Annotated in this window: 21 protein-coding genes; 14 read left to right on the plus strand and 7 right to left on the minus strand. The window is 64.7% G+C overall.

What is annotated here, in order from left to right; genetic code table 11:
• Window positions 1–35 precede the first annotated feature (35 nt).
• From scpB to arsC, 3 genes are read left to right on the plus strand one after another with little or no spacing between them, the layout of a single operon-like run.
• Window positions 36–899 (plus strand): SMC-Scp complex subunit ScpB, encoded by an 864-nt coding sequence (scpB, locus tag ASG75_RS04055; RefSeq protein WP_056385936.1) that lies wholly within the window; start codon window positions 36–38, stop codon window positions 897–899.
• Window positions 896–2461 (plus strand): pseudouridine synthase, encoded by a 1566-nt coding sequence (locus ASG75_RS04060; RefSeq protein ID WP_056385938.1) that lies wholly within the window; start codon window positions 896–898, stop codon window positions 2459–2461. The genes scpB and ASG75_RS04060 overlap by 4 nt, the downstream gene beginning before the upstream one ends.
• Window positions 2462–2497: 36 nt before the next feature.
• Window positions 2498–2842 (plus strand): arsenate reductase (glutaredoxin), encoded by a 345-nt coding sequence (gene arsC, locus ASG75_RS04065; protein WP_056385940.1) that lies wholly within the window; start codon window positions 2498–2500, stop codon window positions 2840–2842.
• Between the two features lie 69 nt (window positions 2843–2911).
• On the opposite strand, the gene ASG75_RS04070 is transcribed toward arsC, so the two are convergent.
• The 3 genes from ASG75_RS04070 to ASG75_RS04080 form a co-directional block, all read right to left on the minus strand.
• Window positions 2912–3727: an amidohydrolase gene (locus ASG75_RS04070; RefSeq protein WP_056385942.1), complete on the minus strand. Its 816-nt coding sequence runs from the start codon at window positions 3725–3727 to the stop codon at window positions 2912–2914.
• The gene (locus ASG75_RS04075; RefSeq protein WP_056385944.1) at window positions 3715–4857 is read right to left on the minus strand and encodes a pyridoxal phosphate-dependent aminotransferase; all 1143 of its coding nucleotides are present in this window, start codon (window positions 4855–4857) and stop codon (window positions 3715–3717) included. Before ASG75_RS04075 ends, ASG75_RS04070 begins: the two co-directional genes overlap by 13 nt.
• A 61-nt stretch (window positions 4858–4918) precedes the next feature.
• Window positions 4919–5893 (minus strand): LysR substrate-binding domain-containing protein, encoded by a 975-nt coding sequence (locus tag ASG75_RS04080; protein ID WP_056387013.1) that lies wholly within the window; start codon window positions 5891–5893, stop codon window positions 4919–4921.
• A gap of 111 nt (window positions 5894–6004) precedes the next feature.
• On the opposite strand from ASG75_RS04080, the gene ASG75_RS04085 reads away from it, so the two are divergent.
• The gene (locus tag ASG75_RS04085) at window positions 6005–6589 is read left to right on the plus strand and encodes an FMN-dependent NADH-azoreductase (protein WP_056385946.1); all 585 of its coding nucleotides are present in this window, start codon (window positions 6005–6007) and stop codon (window positions 6587–6589) included.
• Between the two features lie 141 nt (window positions 6590–6730).
• Window positions 6731–8398: an amidohydrolase gene (locus tag ASG75_RS04090; protein WP_056385948.1), complete on the plus strand. Its 1668-nt coding sequence runs from the start codon at window positions 6731–6733 to the stop codon at window positions 8396–8398.
• Between the two features lie 58 nt (window positions 8399–8456).
• Here ASG75_RS04090 and ASG75_RS04095 read toward each other — a convergent pair whose 3' ends face one another.
• Window positions 8457–9281, minus strand: coding sequence for an SDR family oxidoreductase (locus ASG75_RS04095; protein ID WP_157616890.1), 825 nt, complete (start codon window positions 9279–9281; stop codon window positions 8457–8459).
• A gap of 212 nt (window positions 9282–9493) precedes the next feature.
• Between ASG75_RS04095 and ASG75_RS04100 the strand changes: the two genes are divergently transcribed.
• Genes ASG75_RS04100 through ASG75_RS04120 form a run of 5 tightly spaced genes read left to right on the plus strand, consistent with a single transcriptional unit; the run spans window position 9494 to window position 12781 of the window.
• The gene (locus tag ASG75_RS04100; protein WP_056385954.1) at window positions 9494–9835 is read left to right on the plus strand and encodes a hypothetical protein; all 342 of its coding nucleotides are present in this window, start codon (window positions 9494–9496) and stop codon (window positions 9833–9835) included.
• Between the two features lie 3 nt (window positions 9836–9838).
• A complete protein-coding gene (locus ASG75_RS04105) occupies window positions 9839–10213 on the plus strand; it encodes a GntR family transcriptional regulator (protein WP_056385956.1) in 375 nt (124 codons plus the stop codon).
• Window positions 10210–11067, plus strand: coding sequence for an ABC transporter ATP-binding protein (locus ASG75_RS04110; RefSeq protein WP_056385958.1), 858 nt, complete (start codon window positions 10210–10212; stop codon window positions 11065–11067). Before ASG75_RS04105 ends, ASG75_RS04110 begins: the two co-directional genes overlap by 4 nt.
• Window positions 11064–12044 carry a hypothetical protein gene (locus ASG75_RS04115; RefSeq protein WP_056385960.1) on the plus strand — a complete coding sequence of 327 codons (981 nt, stop codon included), beginning with the start codon at window positions 11064–11066 and terminating at the stop codon, window positions 12042–12044. The genes ASG75_RS04110 and ASG75_RS04115 overlap by 4 nt, the downstream gene beginning before the upstream one ends.
• 32 nt (window positions 12045–12076) lie before the next feature.
• Window positions 12077–12781, plus strand: a complete 705-nt coding sequence (locus ASG75_RS04120; protein ID WP_056385962.1) for a hypothetical protein — start codon at window positions 12077–12079, stop codon at window positions 12779–12781.
• A 110-nt stretch (window positions 12782–12891) separates the two neighbouring features.
• Here the strand turns inward: ASG75_RS04120 and ASG75_RS04125 are convergent, their stop codons facing one another.
• Window positions 12892–14271 carry a class II fumarate hydratase gene (locus tag ASG75_RS04125; protein ID WP_056385968.1) on the minus strand — a complete coding sequence of 460 codons (1380 nt, stop codon included), beginning with the start codon at window positions 14269–14271 and terminating at the stop codon, window positions 12892–12894.
• A 145-nt stretch (window positions 14272–14416) separates the two neighbouring features.
• Between ASG75_RS04125 and purB the strand changes: the two genes are divergently transcribed.
• The 3 genes from purB (at window position 14417) to ASG75_RS04135 (ending at window position 17822) form a co-directional block, all read left to right on the plus strand.
• Window positions 14417–15784, plus strand: coding sequence for an adenylosuccinate lyase (gene purB / locus ASG75_RS04130; protein WP_056385970.1), 1368 nt, complete (start codon window positions 14417–14419; stop codon window positions 15782–15784).
• Between the two features lie 353 nt (window positions 15785–16137).
• Entirely contained in the window at window positions 16138–16977 is an 840-nt protein-coding gene (locus ASG75_RS16570; protein WP_082547488.1) for a hypothetical protein, read from the plus strand.
• An 83-nt stretch (window positions 16978–17060) separates the two neighbouring features.
• A complete protein-coding gene (locus ASG75_RS04135; protein WP_157616891.1) occupies window positions 17061–17822 on the plus strand; it encodes a hypothetical protein in 762 nt (253 codons plus the stop codon).
• Window positions 17823–17988: 166 nt separating this feature from the next.
• Here the strand turns inward: ASG75_RS04135 and gstA are convergent, their stop codons facing one another.
• Complete coding sequence (gene gstA / locus ASG75_RS04140) at window positions 17989–18606, minus strand: glutathione transferase GstA (RefSeq protein WP_056385975.1); 618 nt, start codon at window positions 18604–18606, stop codon at window positions 17989–17991.
• A 177-nt stretch (window positions 18607–18783) separates the two neighbouring features.
• On the opposite strand from gstA, the gene ASG75_RS04145 reads away from it, so the two are divergent.
• On the plus strand, window positions 18784–19209 hold the full coding sequence (locus ASG75_RS04145; protein WP_056385977.1) for a helix-turn-helix domain-containing protein: 426 nt from the start codon (window positions 18784–18786) through the stop codon (window positions 19207–19209).
• A 6-nt stretch (window positions 19210–19215) separates the two neighbouring features.
• Here the strand turns inward: ASG75_RS04145 and cysK are convergent, their stop codons facing one another.
• A complete protein-coding gene (gene cysK, locus ASG75_RS04150; protein WP_056385979.1) occupies window positions 19216–20154 on the minus strand; it encodes a cysteine synthase A in 939 nt (312 codons plus the stop codon).
• Between the last annotated feature and the right edge of the window lie 17 nt (window positions 20155–20171).

A 20171-nucleotide genomic window follows, 5' to 3' on the forward strand; every position in this document is an offset into this window, starting at 1 on the left:
CGGTACCGATCAAACCGGCATCCGAACCCAAGGTTATGCAGATCGAGCAACTCAAACCCATCATCGAGGCCGCCCTGCTGGCCTCCACCCAGCCGATGACCGTGCAGCAGCTGGGCGACCTGTTCAACGAGGCCGACGACGTCAACCGCGAGCAGATCGCCAAGGCGCTCGAGGCGCTGGCCGGGGACTGCGACGGCCGCGGCATCGAGCTGAAGGAAGTGGCCTCCGGCTTCCGCTATCAGGTGCGCCAGGACGTGCACCCGTGGATCTCGCGGATGTGGACCGAGCGGCCCAGCCGCTATTCGCGCGCACTGCTGGAGACGCTGGCGTTGATTGCCTACCGCCAGCCGATCACCCGCCCCGAGATCGAGCAGATCCGCGGCGTGGTGGTGTCCTCCAACATCATCAAGACGATGGAGGAGCGCGAGTGGATCCGCGTGGTCGGCTACCGCGACATGCCCGGCAAGCCGGCGCTGTTCGGCACCACCCGCGCCTTCCTCGACTACTTCAACCTGAAATCGCTGGACCAGTTGCCGCCGCTATCGGAAATCCGCGACATGGAAGACCCGCAACTGCGCTTCGAACCGGATCCCCTGCCCGCCCGCATCGTGCGCGACCTGCCGATCGATCCGGACGAGGAAATACCGGAGGAGAACGGCCCAGTCGACGCGGAAACCGACCGCAGCGACATCGAACACCAGGCATCCGCCGATGCCGACGACAGCCACATCGCGACCGTCGCCGACGCGCCGGTCATCACATCCGAATCCGACGATGCAGACTCTGATCCGAGCCTGCCCGTCGAGACCCTGACAACCACTGCCGACGAGGCAGCGAACCCCGCCGCGGACGTCGAACCCGACACCGCCGAGCAAGATCCCGAGGAGTACCGCGCATGACTGCGCCGCAAAAATCCGTTTTATCCCTGAAGCGCGAACCGCGCATCGACACCGACGCACCTGCGCTGGAAGAGCGCCTGCACAAGGTGCTGGCCAACGCCGGTCTCGGCTCGCGCCGCATGCTCGAACAACGCATCCAGTCCGGCGAAGTCGAACTGAACGGCGCGCCCGCCGAAATCGGCATGAGCGTGAAGGCCGGCGACCGCGTGGTGATGGACGGCAAGCAGTTCGTCGTCGCCACCGACAGCCGCGACGACACCGAAGTGCTGGTCTATCACAAGCCCGAAGGCGTGCTGACCACCCGCGACGACCCGGAAGGCCGCCCCACCGTGTTCGAACAGCTGCCGCGCCTGAAGGGTGCGCGCTGGGTCGCCGTGGGCCGGCTCGACATCAACACCACCGGCCTGCTGCTGCTGACCACCGACGGCGAACTGGCCAACGCGCTGATGCACCCGAAGAGCGGCCTCGAGCGCGAATACCTGTGCCGCGTGCACGGCGAAGTGCCGGACGAGATCATCGAAAAGCTGAAGGCCGGCGTGGAGCTGGACGACGGCCCCGCCCGCTTCGACGAGATCGCCGTGATCAGCCGCGGCGGCAGCCACAGCTGGTTCCGCGTGGTCATCCGCGAAGGCCGCAACCGCGAAGTGCGCCGCCTGTGGGACTCGCAGGGTTTCCTGGTCAGCCGCCTCAAGCGCATCCGCTACGGCAAGATCGAGCTGCCGCGCAACCTGCGCCGCGGCGAGTGCGAAGCGCTCGATGCGGAAAGCGTCAAGCAGCTGCGCCAGACCACCGGCCTCGGCGTGCCGCAACCGGTGCTGACGCTGAGCCCGGTGCTGCACCAGCGTCGCGCCAACCGCAGCGTCACCGAATACCGCCCCGAGCGCGGCAGCAGCACCGCCTGGACCGGCGGCCAGGACGAGGCGCGTGAAATACGCGCCTACGACCGCATCCGCGAAGAACCCACCCGCGGCCGCAAGCCGCCGCGTCGCGACGGCAAGGAAGTCAATGGCAACCTGGCCCGCCCCGAACGCGGCGCAAGTGGCGGTAGAGGTCGTCGTGTCGCCCCGGGCCAGGAGCTGCCGTCGGTGCGCACCTGGTTCGCCGGTGAAAACCGCGACGGCAGCGCTCGTCCCGGCGCGCCGCGCGGCGGTGCCGCAGGCAATCGCCGGCCGGCCGGCGGCAAGCCGTTCGGTGCCCGCACCGGTGGTGAGGGTCGTTCGGCTGGTGGCAATCCGTACAGCAGCTTCGGCAGCGAATCACGCGGCGCTGCCGGCGGTACCGGCAACCGTGCGCAGGGCGCTCGTCCGGCACATGGCGGTCGTCCGCAAGGCCAGGGCCAGGGCAATCGTGCGCAGGGAAATCCCGCACACGGCAACGCCCGACCCCAGGGCACGGGCGGTGCGCGACCGCAAGGCCAGGGCGGCAATCGTCCGCAAGGTGCCGGCCGACCGCAGGGCCAGGGCGGCAACCGCTCGCACAGCGGTGCACGGCCACAAGGTCACGGCGGTCCTGCCGGCGGACGTCCGCCGGGTCGCGGTGGCAATCGTTCGGGCAATCGCTGAGCCTCGCTCGGCACGACGGATCGAGGCAACTGACCGATGGTGCGCATCTACCACAACAATCGCTGCTCCAAGTCGCGCGCCACGCTGGCGCTGCTGGAGGAACACGGCGGCGAAGTCGAGGTGATCAACTATCTCGACAACCCGCCGAGCGCGGCCGAACTGGCCGTGCTGCTGAAGCAGCTGGGCATGACGCCACGGGAGTTGCTGCGCACCGGCGAAGCGGAATACCAGGCACTCGGTCTGGATGACCCTGCACTCGACGGCGCGGCATTGATCGCCGCGATGGTGGCGCATCCGAAGCTGATCGAACGTCCGATCGTCGTGGCCAACGGCAAGGCCGCGCTCGGCCGTCCGCCGGAAGCGGTGCTGGCGATCCTCTGAGCCGGCGTGGGTTCCCCGACAAAAAGCCGCCCATGAGGCGGCTTTTTGTTGCCCACGATGAAGCGTGGATCAGCCCGGGTCGAGCGAGAACGCGTCGGCATCCATCCATGCCGGGAAACGTTCGCGATGCGCCAGCAGCGGTGCCGGATCCAGCGTGACCGTTACCACCTGCTCCTGCGTGCCGAGTTCCACCAGCGACTCGCCGACCGGATCGATCACCGCGCTGTCGCCGGCATAGGGAATCTCGTTGCCGTCCACACCGACCCGGTTCACCCCGACCACGTAGCCGAGGTTCTCGATCGCCCGCGCGCGCAGCAGCGTGCGCCAGGGTTGCCGGCGTGGCGCCGGCCAGTTCGCCACGAACAGCGCCAGGTCGTAATCCATGCCGCCGTTCGCCGAAGCCATGCGACGATTGCGCAGCCACACCGGGAAGCGCAGGTCGTAGCAGACCTGCGGCAGGATGCGCCAACCCTTCAGCTCCACTACCAGGCGTGCGCTGCCGCCACCGTAGCGGGTGTGTTCGCCGGCCATGCGGAACAGGTGGCGCTTGTCGTACTGCTCGAAACTGCCGTCCGGCCGTACCCACAGCAGACGGTTGTAGACGACGCCGTTCTCGCGGATCGCCAGGCTGCCGCAGATCACCGCGCCCACCTCGACCGCCAGCGCGCGCAGCCAGGCCACGCCTTCGCCATCCATGGTCTCGGCGCTGGCGTGGGTGTCGTTGCTGAAGCCGGACAGGAAGGTCTCCGGCAGCACGATCAGATCGCTGCCGAGCGCCTGGCGCACCAGCGCGCCGTAGTAGTCGCAGTTCGCCGGCGCGTCGTGCCAGCGGGTGGCGCCCTGCACCAGCGAAACCTTCAGTGGTTGCATGATCACAGCTGGCATAACCGCTCCGCCGCCGATTCCATCGTGGCGTCGCTCTTGGCAAAGCACAGTCGCAACAGACGCGTGCCCGGTGCGCCTTCGTAGAACGGCGTCAGCGGAATCGCTGCCACGCCGCCGTGCTCGACCAGCCACTTGCTGAAGGCCAGGTCGTCCTCGTCGCGGATGGCCGAATAGTCCACCAGTTGGAAGTAACCGCCCGGCACGTCGAGCAGCTTGAAGCGCGACGGTGCCAGCAGCGCGCGGAAGCGGTCGCGCTTGGCCTGGTAGAACGCCGGCAGCTCCAGGTAGTGCTGCGGCGTGCTGGCCATGAATTCGGCAAACGCCACCTGCGCCGGATGGAAGGTGCAGAACGTGAGGTACTGGTGCACCTTGCGGAACTCCGCGCTCAATGCGGCCGGCGCCACCGCGTAACCGACCTTCCAGCCGGTGCAGTGGTAAGTCTTGCCGAACGAGGAGATCACGATGCTGCGCTCGGCCAGTTCCGGGTGGCGCAGCACGCTCTCGTGCTGCGCGCCGTCATAGACGATGTGTTCGTACACTTCGTCGGACAGCACCACGATGCCGGTGTCGCGCACGATCGTCGCCAGCTCTTCCAGGTCGGCCGCGGACAGCACGGCGCCGGACGGATTGTGCGGGGTGTTGATCATGATCATGCGCGTCTTCGGCGTCACCGCGTCGCGCACACGCTGCCAGTCGATCGCGAACGCCGGCACGGTCAGCGAGATATGCACTGCGCGCGCACCCTGCAGCTCGATCGCCGGCTCGTAGCAGTCGTAGGCCGGGTCGAACACGATCACCTCCTCGCCCGCGCGCACCGTCGCGGCAATCGCCGCGAAGATCGCCTCGGTAGCGCCGGAGGTGAGCGTGATGTCGGTATCGACGTTGAGCTTGCGGCCGTACAGCCGCTCGGTCTTCAGCGCGATCTGCTCGCGCAGGGTGGCGATGCCGTGCATCGGCGCGTACTGGTTGCGGCCTTCGTTCATGGCGCGGTTCAGCGCATCGCGCAGCCCCTGCGGCGGTTCGAAATCGGGGAAGCCCTGACCCAGATTCACCGCCTTGTGCTCCAGCGCCAGCTGGCTCATCACGCTGAAGATGGTGGTACCGACCTTGGGAAGTTTGGTAGCGATCATCGTTTGGCCGTATAAATGTCCGTAAACCCGGCAGCGTACTGCATCGGGGCCATCGTGTGCATCACGTCGGCGGAAGTTCGTCCAGCGGGCGCTGCTTGCACTGCTCATGCTTCAGCAAGGTCGTTGCCGGCAGCCGCTCGGCCAGGAAGTCGACCAGCGCGCGTACGCCCGGCAGCATGCCGCGCCGGCTGGGATAGACGAAGTGCATGGTGCCCTCGGGCACGCTCCACTCCGGCAGCACCACCTCAAGCTCGCCGCGGGTGATCGCCGGCGCGCAGACGAATTCCGGCAGCAACGCCACGCCCATGCCGCGGCGGGCCGCCTCCAGCAGTACCGCGAAGTCGCCGGTGATCAGGCGCGCATGCACTTCCACACTGGTCTGCTCGCCGTTCGCACCGATCAGTTCCCACACTTGCGCGCCTTCGTGCTCGCGCATCGACAGCGCCGGCAGTTTGGCCAGTTCCTCCGGCGTGGCCGGACGGCCCTGGGCTTTCAGCAAGGCGGGGCTGGCCACCAGCTTGGTACGCGACTGGCCGAACGTGCGGATCACCAGGTTCGCATCCGTATCCAGCTTGCTGCGCACGCGGATCGCCAGATCGTAACCCTCGCCGATCACGTCGACCCGGCGGTCGCTGGACAGCACGCGCACCTGCATCTTCGGGTACAGCGCGAGGAAATCCGGCAGCACGTACGCCAGCACCGTCTGCGTCAGCGACACCGGGCAGCTCAGCCGCACCACGCCGCGCGGCTCGGCGCGCAATTCGTCCACCGCGTCCTGCGCTGCCTGCGCCTCTTCCAGCACGGCGCGGCAATGCGCGTAAAAGCGCTCGCCGACCTCGGTCACCACGAAGCGTCTTGTAGTCCGCTGCAGCAGCCGCACGCCGAGGCGTTCCTCCAGCTGGGCCACGCGCTTGCTCAGGCGCGACTTCGGTACGCCCAACGCGCGTCCAGCTGCAGAAAAACCGCCGTGTTCGACCACGGCGGCAAAGAAGTACAGGTCGTTGAGGTCCTGCAGGGCACCGCCCAATACTGTCATGATCGTTTCCATTAAAGAACGATAAGTTCGACAACTGCCATCTTATCGACGCATTGTTCCAAATATATCCTGATTCCATCGCCAATCAATGGCCTGACCAGGAAACTTTCCATGAAACTCTTGCATATCGATTCCAGCGCGCTGGGTGGTTATTCGGTCTCGCGCCAGCTGACCGCCGACATCGTAGCCGAGCTGAAGCGCGCTACGCCCAACCTCGCCATCCACTATCACGACCTGGCCGCACAACCGCTGCCGCACTGGACCCCGGTAGCCGACGCCAGCGACCCCGCCGCCGTGCTGGGTACCGAGATGCTGGAAGAGTTCCTTGCCGCCGACGTGGTGGTGATCGGCGCGCCGATGTACAACTTCGCCATCTCCAGCCAGCTCAAGGCGTGGCTCGACCGCATCCTGGTTGCCGGCAAGACCTTCCGCTATACGGCGAACGGCCCCGAAGGCCTGGCCGGCGGCAAGCGGGTGATCGTCGCCTCCAGCCGCGGCGGCTTCTACGGCAAGGACTCGGCGGCCGCGGCGATGGACTTCCAGGAGCCCTACCTGCGCACGGCATTTGCCTTCATCGGCATCGACAACGTCGAGTTCGTGCGCGCCGAAGGCATCGCGATCGGCGACGAGCAGAAAGCGGCGGCGCTGAAGTCCGCGCGCAGCACGATCGGGACGCTGGTCGCCAAGGCCGCCTGATCCACCCTGCCGCCAGGCGAACGCCCTCTTCCTGCTGAAGAGGGCGTTTTTCTCGTGCTACAGGCGAGCCGTGACCGCCACGGTGGAAAAACCGCGCGCATGCCGACACACTGCGGATTCATCCGTTACAGGAATCCGCGCATGAAATGCTCGCTACGTCTGTCCCTGCTCGCCCTGCTGGCGCTGGCGCCGGCCGTGCAGGCCGCCGACCTGCTGGTCGACAACGTCAACGGCTACACGCTGGACAGCCACGGTAAGCTGCAGCATTTCCAGGCGCTGCTGGTCGACCAGGGCAAGGTGGTCGCCACCGGCAGCCGTGCCGAACTGACCAGCCGCGCCGGCGACGCCAAGGTGATCGACGGCCACGGCCACACCCTGCTGCCCGGCCTGATCGACGCCCACGGCCACGTGCTGGAACTCGGCTACGCACGCAACAGCGTCGACCTTGCCGGCACACAGTCGCTGGACGAGGCGCTGGCAAAGGTGAAGGTGTATGCCGCGGCGCACCCCGAGGCGAAGTGGATCCTTGGCAGCGGCTGGAACCAGGAAATCTGGAAGCTCGGCCGCTTTCCCACCGCGAAGGAACTCGATAGCGCGGTCGCCGACCGCCCGGTCTGGCTGAGCCGCGTCGACGGCCACGCCGGCTGGGCCAACAGCACCGCGATCAAGCTGGCCGGGGTCAGCAAGGCCAGCAAGGATCCCAGCGGCGGGCGCATCGAACGCGACGGCAACGGCAACCCTGCCGGCGTCTTCGTCGACGGTGCCACCGCGCTGATCAACGCGAAGGTGCCGCCGCCGACCCCGCAGCAAAAGGTCGCCGCGCTGGATACCGCGCTGGCCGAGATGGCCAGCGTCGGCCTCACCGGCGTCGGCGATGCCGGCATCGATCTGGCCAACTACGAGCTGTATCGGCAGTACGCCGACCAGCACAAGCTGACTGCGCGCATCTACGCGATGATCCTGGGCACCGGCGACGACTTCGACACGATCAGCAAGAACGGCCCGCTGATCGGCTACGGCAACGACTTTCTCACGGTGCGCGCGGTCAAGCTGTTCGCCGACGGCGCGCTGGGCAGCCGTGGCGCGGCGATGCTCGCGCCCTACTCCGACGACCCGCACAACCGTGGCCTGCTGTTCCTGAAGCCTGCCGAACTGACTGCGGACATCGGCAAGGCGCTGGGCAAGGGCTACCAGGTAGGCGTCCATGCGATCGGCGACCACGCCAACCGCGAGGTGCTGGACAGCTACGCGGCGGCCTACAAGGCCCACCCCAACGGCATCGCGTTGCGCAACCGCGTCGAGCATGCGCAGATCGTCTCGCTCAAGGACATCCCGCGCTTCGTGCCGCTGCAACTGATCGCCTCGATGCAGCCGACCCACGCCACCTCCGACATGAACATGGCGGAAGACCGCATCGGCCATGAGCGGATCAAGGGTGCCTACGCCTGGCAGCGCTTCCTCAAGCAGGGCACGATCGTCGCCGGCGGCTCGGATTTCCCGGTGGAATCGCCGAACCCGTTCTACGGCTTGTACTCGGCGATCACCCGCGAGGATCACGCCGGCCAGCCGCCGGGCGGCTGGTACCCGGACCAGGACATGACGCCGGCCGAGGCGCTGCGCGCGTTCACCCTCGACGCGGCTTACGCCGAGCATGCGGAAAAGACCCTGGGCACGCTGGAGCCGGGCAAGTGGGCCGACTTCATCCTGGTCGACCACGATATCTTCAAGGACCCGCCCAGCAAGATCTGGGACACCAAGGTGCTGCAGACCTGGGTTGGCGGGAAGCAGGTGTATACCGCCAAGGATTGACCGCGCAATATTTGGAGACCGCAAAGGCCGGCTGCGAAGCCGGCCTTTGTGCTGCTGATCAGATCGTCGAGGTCTTGCCGCCGTCCATCGGGATGATCGCGCCGGTGACATAGCTGGCGCGGGCCGAAGCCAGGAATACCGCCACGTCGGCGATCTCCGCCGGTTCGGCCATGCGGCCCAGCGGGATGCCGCCGAGTTGTGCGGCCAGCAGTTCCTCACGCGGTCGCCCGCTGGCGCGGACTGCGGCATCCAGACCCTCGTCGACCCGACCGGTGCGGGTGATGCCGGGGTTGATCGCATTCACCCGCACGCCCTTGCCGGCATAGGCATTCGCATAACCCACGGTGGCCAGCATCAACGCGGCGTTCGCGGCGCCGCCGCCGATGTGCTGCGGGTTGGCCTGGCGTCCGCCCTGCCCGATCACGTTGACGATGCTGCCGCGGCCGCGCGCGCCCATGCGGCGGATCACCGGGTCGATCGCGTGCATGTAGCTGAGGTACTTCGCCTGGATCGCCGCCAGCACGGCCGCCGCATCGAGTTCGTCCGGCGGCGCACGGCGCGCGGCCCCGGCGCAGTTGACCAGCACGTCGACCGGGCCGTGATCGCGTTCGATGCGCTGCATCACCTGTTGTGCCGCCACGCTGTCTTTCAGATCGGCCGGCTGCACGGCCATCGCCAAGCCAAGCGACTCGAGCTGCTGCTGCGCGGCATGCAGGTTCGCCGGGTCGCGCGAAACACCGATCACCTTCGCCCCTTCGCGTGCAAACGCGATCGCACAGGCCAGGCCGATGCCCTTGCTGGCGCCGGTGACCACCACGACCCGGTCGAGCAATTCGAGATCCATGCATGCCTCCGCGTAACTGATATCGGCGCATTGAACCATGTTCGTCGAAGGCCGCGGGAGGCCGCCGGTCAGCGGCGTGGCCGAGCCACCGCTGACCCGGAGGCAGCATGCAACAGCGGCTACCAGGCAGCCGCCTGGCCATATAGGCCATCAGTCATGTTGCGAAATCGCGTTTCGCCTATTGACGACTCGAAGTTTAGTGTTATAGTTCACTACAACACCACTCAACGAGGTCACTAAGGAGGCCCGTCATGAAAGCGCAGAACCTGATCGCCAGCGTCGCCGCCGTCCTGTTTACCTTCGCCAGCCTGAGCGCCGTCAACTACAACGTCGTCAGCCAGCCGGCCCCGGCCAGCAAGACCAGCACCATCCGTGTCATCGACCTGGCCCCGGTCCAGGTTCGTCCCAGCGCTGCCGAAATGCGCACCGCTGCCCTGCTGAACGACATCGGCACCGTGGGCATCGCCACGATCCCGGCCATCGGGCACCTGGACGGCGCCAGCAACACGGAGCAGTTCAGCCTGCTCGGGTCGCAGCTGGCCATGCCCTACTATTCGTTTGGCAACAAGTTCGGTCGCATCAGCAAGGAATAAAACATGACCATTACCTGGAACGACAGCGTCCCGATCTATCGCCAGCTGCAGCAACGCGTGGTGGCGATGATCCTGGACGGCGCCTTGAACGAGGGCGACCCGCTGCCGTCGGTACGCCAGGTGGCTGCGGACTACCAAATCAATCCGCTGACCGTGTCGAAGGCGTACCAGGAACTGGTCGACGAACAACTGGTGGAGAAACGGAGGGGTCTGGGCATGTTCGTCATCGAAGGCGCTCGCGAAGCGCTGCTGAAATCCGAACGCGAGCGGTTCCTGCGCGAAGAGTGGCCGGTGCTGTTCGCACGACTGCAGCGGCTGGGACTGGATATCAAGACGCTGATGCGCGAAACCGGCACCGACAAGGAGGAGAAATCATGAGCGCGGTGATCACGGCCAGTGGCCTGACCAAGCGATACAAGTCGGCGCTGGCACTGGACAACGCCAGTTTCCGGATCGAACCCGGCCGCATCGTCGGCCTGATCGGCCCCAACGGTGCCGGCAAGACCACCGCGCTGAAGGCGATCCTGGGCCTCACCGACTTCACCGGCGAGCTGAACGTGCTGGGCTTCGACCCGCGCAAGCAGCGCGACAAGCTGATGGGCGAGGTGTGCTTCATCGCCGACGTGGCCGTGCTGCCGCGCTGGATCAAGGTGCGCCAGGCGGTGGATTTCGTCGCCAACGTGCACCCGCGCTTCGATCGCGCCAAGTGCGAGGCGTTCCTGGCGCGCACCAAGCTGCAACCCGACCAGCGCGTGCGGCAAATGTCCAAGGGCATGATCGTGCAGTTGCACCTGGCGCTGGTGATGGCGATCGACGCCAAGCTGCTGATCCTGGACGAACCCACCCTGGGCCTGGACATCCTCTACCGCAAGCAGTTCTACCAGCACCTGCTGGAAGACTACTTCGACGAGAACAAGACGATCATCGTCACCACGCACCAGGTGGAGGAAGTCGAGCACATCCTCACCGACCTGATGTTCATCCGCGACGGCAGGATCGTGCTGGATGCCGACATGGACGCGGTCGGCGAACGCTTCATCGAGGTGATGGTGGGTGCCGACAAGGCCGACGCGGCCCGGGCACTGAAACCACTCGACGAACGCCAGGTCTTCGGCAAGAGCATTTTTCTGTTTGACGGCGCGAACCGCGCGACGCTGGAGCAGCTGGGCGAAACCCGCCGACCCTCCATCAGCGACCTGTTCGTCGCCACCATGAAGGGAACCTACGCATGAAAACCCCCGCTTGGAAAACCATGTACTGGCTGGTGAAGCGCGAATTCTGGGAGCACCGGGGCGGCTTTTTCTGGGCGCCGATCATCACCGGCGGCGTGTTCCTGCTGCTGAACATCATGGGCATCATCGCCGCCGAAGTCGTCGGCGCCCGCCACGGCATCAACTTCGGCGCCAGCGGCGGCCTGCGGCGCGTCATCGCCGACATGGACGCCGGCGATCTGAGCCAGGTCGGGTTTGCCCTGGACGTGGCGATGTACTCGGCAATGGGTCTGTTGATCGCCGTACTGGGCTTCGTGGTGTTCTTCTATTGTCTTGGCGCGCTGTACGACGATCGCCGCGACCGCAGCATCCTGTTCTGGAAATCCCTGCCGATCTCCGACACCAGCACCGTGCTGTCCAAGGTCGTCAGTGCCACCGTACTCGCGCCGATCGTCGCTGTGGCCACGGGCATCATTGTAGGCATGCTGCAGTTGCTGATCCTGGCGCTCACGCTGTCCTTCCACGGCGTGAACGTATGGCAGTTGCTGGTGCTGGCCCACCCGTTCCGCGTCATGTTCAACCTGATCGGCTACATCCCGCTGTATGTGCTGTGGGCGCTGCCCTCGGTGGGCTGGCTGCTGCTCTGCTCGGCCTGGGCACGCAACAAGCCCTTCCTGTGGGCCGTGGCGTTGCCGGTGGCCACCGGCCTGCTGGTCAGCTGGTTCGGCATCATGGGATTGTTCGACCTGCCGACCACCTGGTTCTGGAAGAACATCGTGCAGCGCGGCCTGCTCAGCGTGTTCCCCGGCACCGGCAGCGTGTTCGGTCACAACGGCAATATCGCGCACAGCGTCGCCGGCAACCCGGGCATGGATTTCATGGACCTGGGCAACACCTACCAGTTGCTGGCATCCGCCAACCTGTGGATCGGCGTGGTGATCGGCCTGGGCCTGCTCGCCGGCGCCATCTGGTTCCGCCGCTGGCGCGACGACAGCTGACTTCCGGTCGAATTCGAGAAAGGAGCACACCCATGAAGCCCATCACTTTCAGCGCGCTCGCCCTGGTCCTGCTGCTGTCGCTGGCCGCTTGCGGCCAGTCCGGACAGACCGACTCCCAGCCGGGTGTCGCCGACAACACGGCACAGGCGATAAAGGACGCCGGCGAGAAAACCTCCTCGTCGGCAATTTCCGGAGAAATCCGCAAGGCGATGCAGGAGGCCAAGCAGGAGCTGGCCACCAAGAACATCGACGTGAACAGCGTTCACATCAACGATAGCCAACGCGACGACAAAGACTCGCGCCCCAAGGCCGAGATCACCCCGCAGGGCGACTTGCTGATCGCGGGCAAGAAGGTGGCGGCCACACCGGCGCAACAGACCCTGCTGCTGGACTACCGCCAGCAGATCCTCGGTATCGCCGAAGCCGGCATGGATATCGGCGCACAAGGCGCCGATCTGGGCCTCAGCGCGGCCAAGGCGGGGGTATGGGGTGCGCTCACCGGCAAAAGCGACAAGGACATCGAAGCAGCCATCAAGCCGCAAACCGACAAGATCCAGGCCGCTGCCGCCAAGCTGTGCCTGCGGATGCCCGGTCTGTTGTCCTCACAGCAGAAACTGGCCGCGGCAATGCCCGAGTTCAGGCCCTACGCAACGATGGAGCAGAAGGACGTCGACGACTGCGGCAAGGACATGAAGGACAAGGACGGCAAGAAAGGCTTCGCCGTGTTCTCCGATTGATCCCGATGTAGGAGCCCGCTCGCGGACGACGCTGTTGCTCTAGTTCTCCCAGACATCAAAGCAACAACAGCATCGCCCGCGAGCGGGCTCCTACGGGACGTCGTTCGGGGTCAGCCGTGAATACCGCCCCTGGTCAGCGCCATCGGGTCGAGCAGCTTCTTCAGTTCGTCCTTCGACAGTCCGGTGGTCTCCAGCGCCACCTCCATGATCGGCCGATGCTGCTTGTATGCCAGCTTGGCGGTGGCCGCGCCCTTCTCGTAGCCGATCACCGGGTTCAGTGCGGTGACCAGGATCGGGTTCATCGCCAGCGCCTGGTTTACCCGCGCCTTGTTGACCTTGAAGCCGGCGATGGACTTGTCGGCCAGCAGCACGCTGACATTGGCGAGAATACCGATCGACTGCAGCAGGTTGTGCGCGATCAGTGGCAGCATCACGTTGAGCTGGAAGTTGCCGGACTGGCCGGCGATGGTGATCGAGGCGTCGTTGCCGATCACCTGCGCGGCGACCATCGCCACGGCTTCGGGAATCACCGGATTGACCTTGCCCGGCATGATCGACGAGCCCGGTTGCAGGGCGGGCAGTTCGATCTCGCCCAGGCCGGCCAGCGGGCCGGAATTCATCCAGCGCAGATCGTTGGCGATCTTCATCAACCCCACCGCCAGCGTCTTCAACTGGCCGGACAGCTCCACCGCCGCATCCTGCGCGGCCATGCCCTCGAAATAGTTTTGCGCCGACTCGAACTTCACCCCGGTCAGCTTCTTCAACTGCGCCGCCATCGCCGGGCCGAATTTCGGATCGGCGTTGATGCCGGTGCCCACCGCGGTGCCGCCTTGCGGCAGCCGGCGCATGCGCTTCAAGGCATCCTCGATGCGCTCGATGGCGGAACCGATCTGCGCCGACCAGCCGGACAGTTCCTGCCCGAAGGTGATCGGCATCGCGTCCATCAAGTGGGTGCGGCCGGTCTTCGGCGTGTTCTTCAACTCACGCGCGCGCTTGTCGATGGCTTTCTTCAAATGCTTCAACGCCGGCAGCAGCTGCTCGCTGGTGGTGAGCGTGGCGCTGACATGGATCGCCGTGGGAATCACGTCGTTCGAACTCTGCCCGTAATTGACGTGGTCGTTCGGATGCACCTTCGCACCGGCCGCCACCGCCAGGTGCGCGATCACCTCATTCGCATTCATGTTGGTGCTGGTGCCCGAACCGGTCTGGAAGATGTCGATCGGGAACTGCGCGTCGTACTGGCCGTCCGCCACCGCCAGCGCCGCCTTGCGGATCGCCGCAGCCTGGTTCTTCTTCAGGTGCCCCATCGCCAGATTGACCTCGGCCGCGGCGGCCTTGATCAGTCCCAGCGCGCGGATGAACGGGCGCGGCAGGTGCAGGCCGGAAATCGGGAAGTTGTCGATCGCGCGCTGGGTCTGCGCGCCATACAGCGCGTCAGCGGGGACTTTCAACTCGCCCATGCTGTCGTGTTCGATGCGGAACGTGGTCATGCTCGATCCTTGGAGTCGGAGGAAATATCTCCACCACGATAGGCGCGATTCGCGCCATATCAAGGGTTCGTGCCCACCAAGACCGGGCCGACAGTCAGCGCACCCGTTGTAGAATGCGCGTTTCCCTGCCCTGCCGGAAACCTCGATGTCCTCCCACGCCCTCACCGCCCTGTCGCCGCTGGACGGCCGCTACGCCAGCAAGGTCGAAGCGCTGCGCCCGATCTTCAGCGAGTTCGGCCTGATGCATCGCCGCGTGCAGGTGGAGATCGCATGGCTGCTGGCGCTGGCCGCCGACCCGCAGATCGCCGAACTGCCGGCGTTCGGCGCGGGCCAGGTCGCCACCCTGAAAGCCATCGCGGACAGTTTCAGTGTCGCCGACGGCGAGCGGATCAAGGCAATCGAGGCCACCACCAATCACGACGTGAAAGCGGTCGAGTACTTCATCAAGGAGAAGATCGGCGCCGACGCCAGCCTGGCCCAGGCCAAGGAATTCGTGCACTTCGCCTGCACCAGCGAGGACATCAACAACCTGTCCTACGCGCTGATGCTGCGCGACGCGCGCAGCCAGGTGCTGCTGCCGCAGCTGGACGCGGTGATCGCCAAACTGCGCGAGATCGCACACACCAACGCCGCGCTGCCGCTGCTCTCGCGCACGCATGGCCAGACCGCCTCACCCAGCACGCTGGGCAAGGAAATCGCCAACGTGGTGGCGCGGCTGGAACGCCAGCGCCGGCAGCTCGCCGCCGTGGAAATCTCCGGCAAGATCAACGGCGCGGTGGGCAACTACAACGCCCACGCCATCACCTATCCGGAAATCGACTGGCGCGCGTTCTCGCAGCGCTTCGTGGAAAGCCTCGGCCTCGACTTCAACGCCTATACCACCCAGATCGAGCCGCACGACGGCGTGGCCGAATACTGCGACGCCGTGCGCCGCGCCAACATCATCCTGATCGACCTGGCCCGCGACATCTGGGGCTACATCTCGCTGGGCTACTTCAAGCAGACGCTGAAGGCCGGCGAAGTCGGTTCCTCGACCATGCCGCACAAGGTCAACCCGATCGACTTCGAGAATGCCGAAGGCAACTTCGGCCTCGCCAACGCCCTGCTCGGCCACTTCGCCGAGAAGCTGCCGATCAGCCGCTGGCAGCGCGACCTCACCGACTCCACCGTGCTGCGCGCACTGGGCACCGCCTTCGGCCACACCCTGGTCGCGCTGGAATCGCTGAAGAAAGGCCTGGGCAAACTCACCGTCAACGCCGACCGCATCGCCGCCGATCTCGACGCCAGTTGGGAAGTGCTGGCCGAAGCCGTGCAGACCGTCATGCGCCGCTACGGCCTGCCCGAGCCATACGAACAGCTCAAGGCGCTAACTCGCGGGCACGGCATCACGAAGGACTCGATGCGCGAGTTCATCGGCGGGCTTGACCTGCCAGCGGATGCGAAGCAGCGCTTGCTGGAACTGACGCCAGGCGGCTATATCGGCCTGGCCGAGGGGCTCGCGAAGGGCATCTGAGCGCGATTGTCTGTCGGACACCCAGCCACCTCGTGGGTCGCCTCGAATAACCACACTTCAGCCTCGTCATCCCAGCAAAAACTGGAATGACGGACGTTCTAGGATTTTTCGAGGCTCCCGGCAGCAGTAAGTGAACCTGACCCCGTCTGTGGGGGGGGATAAGGCTTATTATCCCTATCCTCGCAATACACACAAGGCTTTTTACTCTTTTCTCGACCGCTCATCCACGCGCAAAGCCACTGTCTGTACTGAGTTTTTCTTTTCGACGCAAAAAACGGGGACATCGACCCCCAATGTATATATGCTTCAATCTGGGATCTAATAAGCGCCATACCTCTCTGAGAGCCCTCTAAATGTTTAATTTCCTCGTAAACATAGGCGGTTGGCTGGAGCCTCGTGGCGAAATGCTCGCGAGCCGAGTATTTGAGTTTGCGGATGCCGCTGTCGATGAAGAGCTGCGTGGTACTGATGGTCGCATCGATCTCCAGCGCGCTATTAAACTACCAGTTCTATTCGCCGAGGAGACTCACCCGAATCAGCAACAATTTGCGCGAGTTGGCCTCATATCGCACATTCGTCTTTCCGGGCGTAGTTACGAATTCCAGTTCTCGGTGGATCCTCTGGTTCCACCAATCTCTAACATGAAGCTTCAAGAGATCGGCCTAGAGCTCGGCATCAGTAACGGCGAGCTTTCCCGCACACATTGGGCGGTGAAGGAGGCTGACCTTTTTAGGACTCTACTCAGACACGCGCAACCCACTCGCTCTAGGCCACGCGTATTTACAATCAATGATCCGGAAGTAACCGAAGATGTCCTCGTTTCTGTGATGATGCCCTTTGATACCTTGTTCTCAGGTGTCTATGCGTCAATCCAAGGTGCGGCAGAGGACTCGGGAATGCGCTGCCGACGCGCCGATGAAATTTGGGAAAATCCGGCAATCATCCAAGACATAGTTAACCTAATAGATCGTGCCAAGGTTGTCATATGCGACTGTACGGGGCGAAATCCAAATGTCTTCTACGAGATCGGGATAGCACACGCCTTGGGCCGAGAGGTCTTACTGCTAACTCAGTCAGAGCATGACGTGCCATTTGATCTGAGACACTTGCGCTATATCTCCTACTTGAACAATGGCGAGGGTTTGCAAGAACTAAGAGAGCGCTTGGCGAGACGACTCGCTGATCTCGCATAGGGAAAAAACAATTCATCCTAGCCAAAGCCGTTTCGCGGCACGGCTTAATTCAAGCGTTACACGGCAGCTCAACAGGAGGCACCTTGACCCGTCCAGCCGATAAAGATCGTCTCATTTGGCTATTGCAAGAACAAAGCCGCTCATCGAATCGAAACGTCCGCTCGACGCTCAAGCTTTCCGACGACCGGTACGCCAAGATTAAGCAGGAGTTGCTGGATGAGAAGCTGATCGAAAAGGTGAGAGGCCAGGGCGGCGGCGTCCAAATCACTGCTCGCGGCATGAAGGAGAAGACGCTTCCAGACGCCGTGTCGTCCGTCGAAAACGAGAAAGCCCTCTACACGCCGTTTGTCGCTATCTTGGATGCCGAGGCAGCCGAAAACGAAGAAGCAGCGCTTGTCATTGACACGAGCGGATTGCGGAAGAGTGGCAAGTGGTCAAACCCGGATGTCACCAAAATATCGGTGAGAAAATTTCCGATCCTTAAGACGCACCGTGTGATCCTTACCACGTACGAACTCAAGCAATGGAAGCGATGGAACGTTGAATCCGTCTTTGAAGCAGCATCGCAGCGCCGATTCGCTCATGAGGCATATGTCGTCCTTGAATGGGCCAAAGGCGAAGAAGTTGTAGGTCTAGAAGAGATAATTTCTGTATGCAGCCGGTTCGGTGTCGGCCTACTCACACTCCACCCGTACTACTCATCCTTTCGGTACGCCATCCAGCTCGATGCGGAAAAGCACGCCACCTCCGACGATTATGTGGAAGAATACCTTGGGTACGTATTCGAGAAGAATGTTGATGCAAGGAAAAGTTACGAAAGTCTCTGTATGGCGGAGGGCGTATAATCGATTTAGTCGAGCAAAAACGGGGGCAGGTTCACTTACTCCATGATGAAAGGCTTGCGCCGAAAGTGAAGCCAACTCTCTTCGCGAAGCCCCTCCTGCACATCCCACCAAACGCGAACGGCCGGCATCTCGCGATGCCGGCCGTTTGCGTTTGAGCGGCGACCGGTCAAGCGGCCGCTTTGATCAGCCCTTCTGCCTGCATCGCCTTCTGCACCGCCGGCCGCTCGGCCACGCGCTTCTGGAAAGCCAGCAACGCCGGGAAGCCGGACAGGTTCAGATCGACGTGCTTCGCCCAGTTGGTGACGGTGAACAGGTAGGCGTCGGCTGCGGTGAAATGGTCGCCGAGCAGCCACGGCTGCTTCGCCAGCACGTCTTCGATCAATTGGTAGCGCTTGAGCAGGTATGCCTTGCGCTCGGCGCGGGTGGGCTCCGGGGTATCCGGTTTGAACAGCGGGCTGTAGGTCTTGTGGATCTCGGAGTTGATGTAGCCCAGCATCTCCTGCAGGCGGTAGCGCGCCAGCGTGCCGTTGGCGGGGGCCAGGCCGCTCTCGGGCTTGAGGTCGGCCAGGTACTGCACGATCGCCGGGCCTTCGGTCAGCAGTTCGCCGTTGTCCAGCGCCAGCACCGGCACGTAGCCTTTCGGGTTGATCTGCCAGAAATCCGCGCCGCCTTCGGTGCGCTTGGCCTTGCCGTCGACTTTTTCCAGCGGCAGCGCGATGCCGGCTTCCAGCGCCACGATGTGCGGCGACAGCGAGCAGGCGCCCGGCGAGTAATAAAGCTTCATGCGTTTTCTCCGTGATGGGGACGTGGGGAAGAATCACCGTCGCGGCGGCGCAAGCCTGCGTACCGGGACGATGACGGCATGCTAGCCATCATGGTTACTCATGGATACCACCTAACCATCGGTTAGCGGAAAAATGTAGTATCCGCTCGGTTACCGAACTCCCCCGAAGGAACTCCGATGGGCCTGCCCGTACGCAAGAGCAAGGTCGCCGCACCGCCGGCCTGCCCGCTCACCGAAAGCCTGGCGCTGCTGCGCGGCGCGTGGGCGCCGAACGTGGTCTGGTACCTGAGCGCCGAACCGCGCCGCTTCGGTGAACTGCGCCACGACATCCCGCGCATCTCCGCGCGCGTGTTGAGCGCGCGGCTGCGCGAGCTGGAATCGCGCGGGCTGGTGACGCGGCGCGTGCTGGATACTTCGCCGCCGTCGGCCGAGTACGCGCTCACGCCGCTCGGCCGCGAGCTGCTGCCGGCGATCCAGGCGCTGGCCAGCGTGGGCTGCAAGCTGATCGCGGAATGGAAAGCAGGCGCGTCGAAGCGCGCGCCCGCCGCCACACGCGGAACGATCGCCGGCGGCCGCCGGCAACCTCGGGCGACCGGCCCGTGACCGCGCTCAGACTTCGTCCGAGCCCTCGTTGACGCCCTCGAACAGGAACGTCGACAAGTAACGTTCTCCCGTGTCCGGCAGCATCGCCAGCAGCACCGAGCCCGGCGGCGCATCGGCTGCCACCTGCACGGCGGCGGCCAGGGTGGCGCCGGAGGAGATGCCGGTGAAGATGCCTTCCTGCTGCGCCAGTTCGCGCGAGGTGTCGCGGGCCAGTACGTCGTCGACCAGCACGATCCGGTCGACCACCTTGCGGTTGAGCACGGCCGGCACGAAGTCCGGGGTCCAGCCCTGGATCTTGTGCGGCTGCCATTCCTTGCCGGAGAGCAGCGCCGCACCGGTCGGTTCGGTGGCGATGATCTGCACGTTCGGACGCGCCACTTTCAGCACCTCGCCCACGCCGGTCAGCGTGCCGCCGGTGCCCCAGCCGGTAACGAAATAATCCAGCCGGCGGCCGGCGAAGTCGCGCAGGATTTCCGGCGCGGTGGTCTGCCGGTGATACGCCGGGTTGGCGGGGTTCTCGAACTGGTTGGTGAAGAACCAGCCGTGTTTCTGCGCCAGCTCCACCGCCTTCGCCACCATGCCGCTGCCGCGCGCGGCGCCGGGCGTGAGCACGACCTTGCCGCCGTAGGCGCGGATCAGCTTGCGCCGCTCGATCGAGAAGGTATCGGCCATCACCGCCACGAACGGATAGCCGCGCGCCGCGCAGATCGCAGCCAGCGCCACGCCGGTGTTGCCCGAGGTGGCTTCGATCACGGTCTGACCGGGCTTCAACGTACCGCGCTGCTCGGCGTCCAGGATGATCGCCAGGGCGAGCCGGTCCTTCACCGAGCCGGCCGGGTTGAACGCCTCCACCTTCACGTAGAGTTCGACGTGCTTCGGGGCGAGGCGGTGGAGCCGGATGATCGGCGTGTTGCCAATGGTGTCGAGGATGCTGTCGTAGATCATGGGAGTGCTCCGGCAGG

The organism is Rhodanobacter sp. Soil772, from assembly GCF_001428385.1.
GTDB lineage: Bacteria > Pseudomonadota > Gammaproteobacteria > Xanthomonadales > Rhodanobacteraceae > Rhodanobacter.

Bases quoted from the DNA above. Each gene is read 5' to 3' on its own strand.
- arsC (WP_056385940.1), top strand. From the start codon at position 2,498: ATGGTGCGCATCTACCACAACAATCGCTGCTCCAAGTCGCGCGCCACG.
- ASG75_RS16570 (WP_082547488.1), top strand. From the start codon at position 16,138: ATGTTTAATTTCCTCGTAAACATAGGCGGTTGGCTGGAGCCTCGTGGC.
- ASG75_RS04095 (WP_157616890.1), bottom strand. From the start codon at position 9,281: ATGGTTCAATGCGCCGATATCAGTTACGCGGAGGCATGCATGGATCTC.
- ASG75_RS04080 (WP_056387013.1), bottom strand. From the start codon at position 5,893: ATGACAGTATTGGGCGGTGCCCTGCAGGACCTCAACGACCTGTACTTC.
- ASG75_RS04070 (WP_056385942.1), bottom strand. From the start codon at position 3,727: ATGCCAGCTGTGATCATGCAACCACTGAAGGTTTCGCTGGTGCAGGGC.
- ASG75_RS04110 (WP_056385958.1), top strand. From the start codon at position 10,210: ATGAGCGCGGTGATCACGGCCAGTGGCCTGACCAAGCGATACAAGTCG.
- scpB (WP_056385936.1), top strand. From the start codon at position 36: ATGCAGATCGAGCAACTCAAACCCATCATCGAGGCCGCCCTGCTGGCC.
- ASG75_RS04145 (WP_056385977.1), top strand. From the start codon at position 18,784: ATGGGCCTGCCCGTACGCAAGAGCAAGGTCGCCGCACCGCCGGCCTGC.
- ASG75_RS04125 (WP_056385968.1), bottom strand. From the start codon at position 14,271: ATGACCACGTTCCGCATCGAACACGACAGCATGGGCGAGTTGAAAGTC.
- gstA (WP_056385975.1), bottom strand. From the start codon at position 18,606: ATGAAGCTTTATTACTCGCCGGGCGCCTGCTCGCTGTCGCCGCACATC.
- ASG75_RS04060 (WP_056385938.1), top strand. From the start codon at position 896: ATGACTGCGCCGCAAAAATCCGTTTTATCCCTGAAGCGCGAACCGCGC.
- ASG75_RS04120 (WP_056385962.1), top strand. From the start codon at position 12,077: ATGAAGCCCATCACTTTCAGCGCGCTCGCCCTGGTCCTGCTGCTGTCG.
- ASG75_RS04105 (WP_056385956.1), top strand. From the start codon at position 9,839: ATGACCATTACCTGGAACGACAGCGTCCCGATCTATCGCCAGCTGCAG.
- ASG75_RS04090 (WP_056385948.1), top strand. From the start codon at position 6,731: ATGAAATGCTCGCTACGTCTGTCCCTGCTCGCCCTGCTGGCGCTGGCG.
- ASG75_RS04115 (WP_056385960.1), top strand. From the start codon at position 11,064: ATGAAAACCCCCGCTTGGAAAACCATGTACTGGCTGGTGAAGCGCGAA.
- ASG75_RS04085 (WP_056385946.1), top strand. From the start codon at position 6,005: ATGAAACTCTTGCATATCGATTCCAGCGCGCTGGGTGGTTATTCGGTC.
- purB (WP_056385970.1), top strand. From the start codon at position 14,417: ATGTCCTCCCACGCCCTCACCGCCCTGTCGCCGCTGGACGGCCGCTAC.
- cysK (WP_056385979.1), bottom strand. From the start codon at position 20,154: ATGATCTACGACAGCATCCTCGACACCATTGGCAACACGCCGATCATC.
- ASG75_RS04100 (WP_056385954.1), top strand. From the start codon at position 9,494: ATGAAAGCGCAGAACCTGATCGCCAGCGTCGCCGCCGTCCTGTTTACC.
- ASG75_RS04075 (WP_056385944.1), bottom strand. From the start codon at position 4,857: ATGATCGCTACCAAACTTCCCAAGGTCGGTACCACCATCTTCAGCGTG.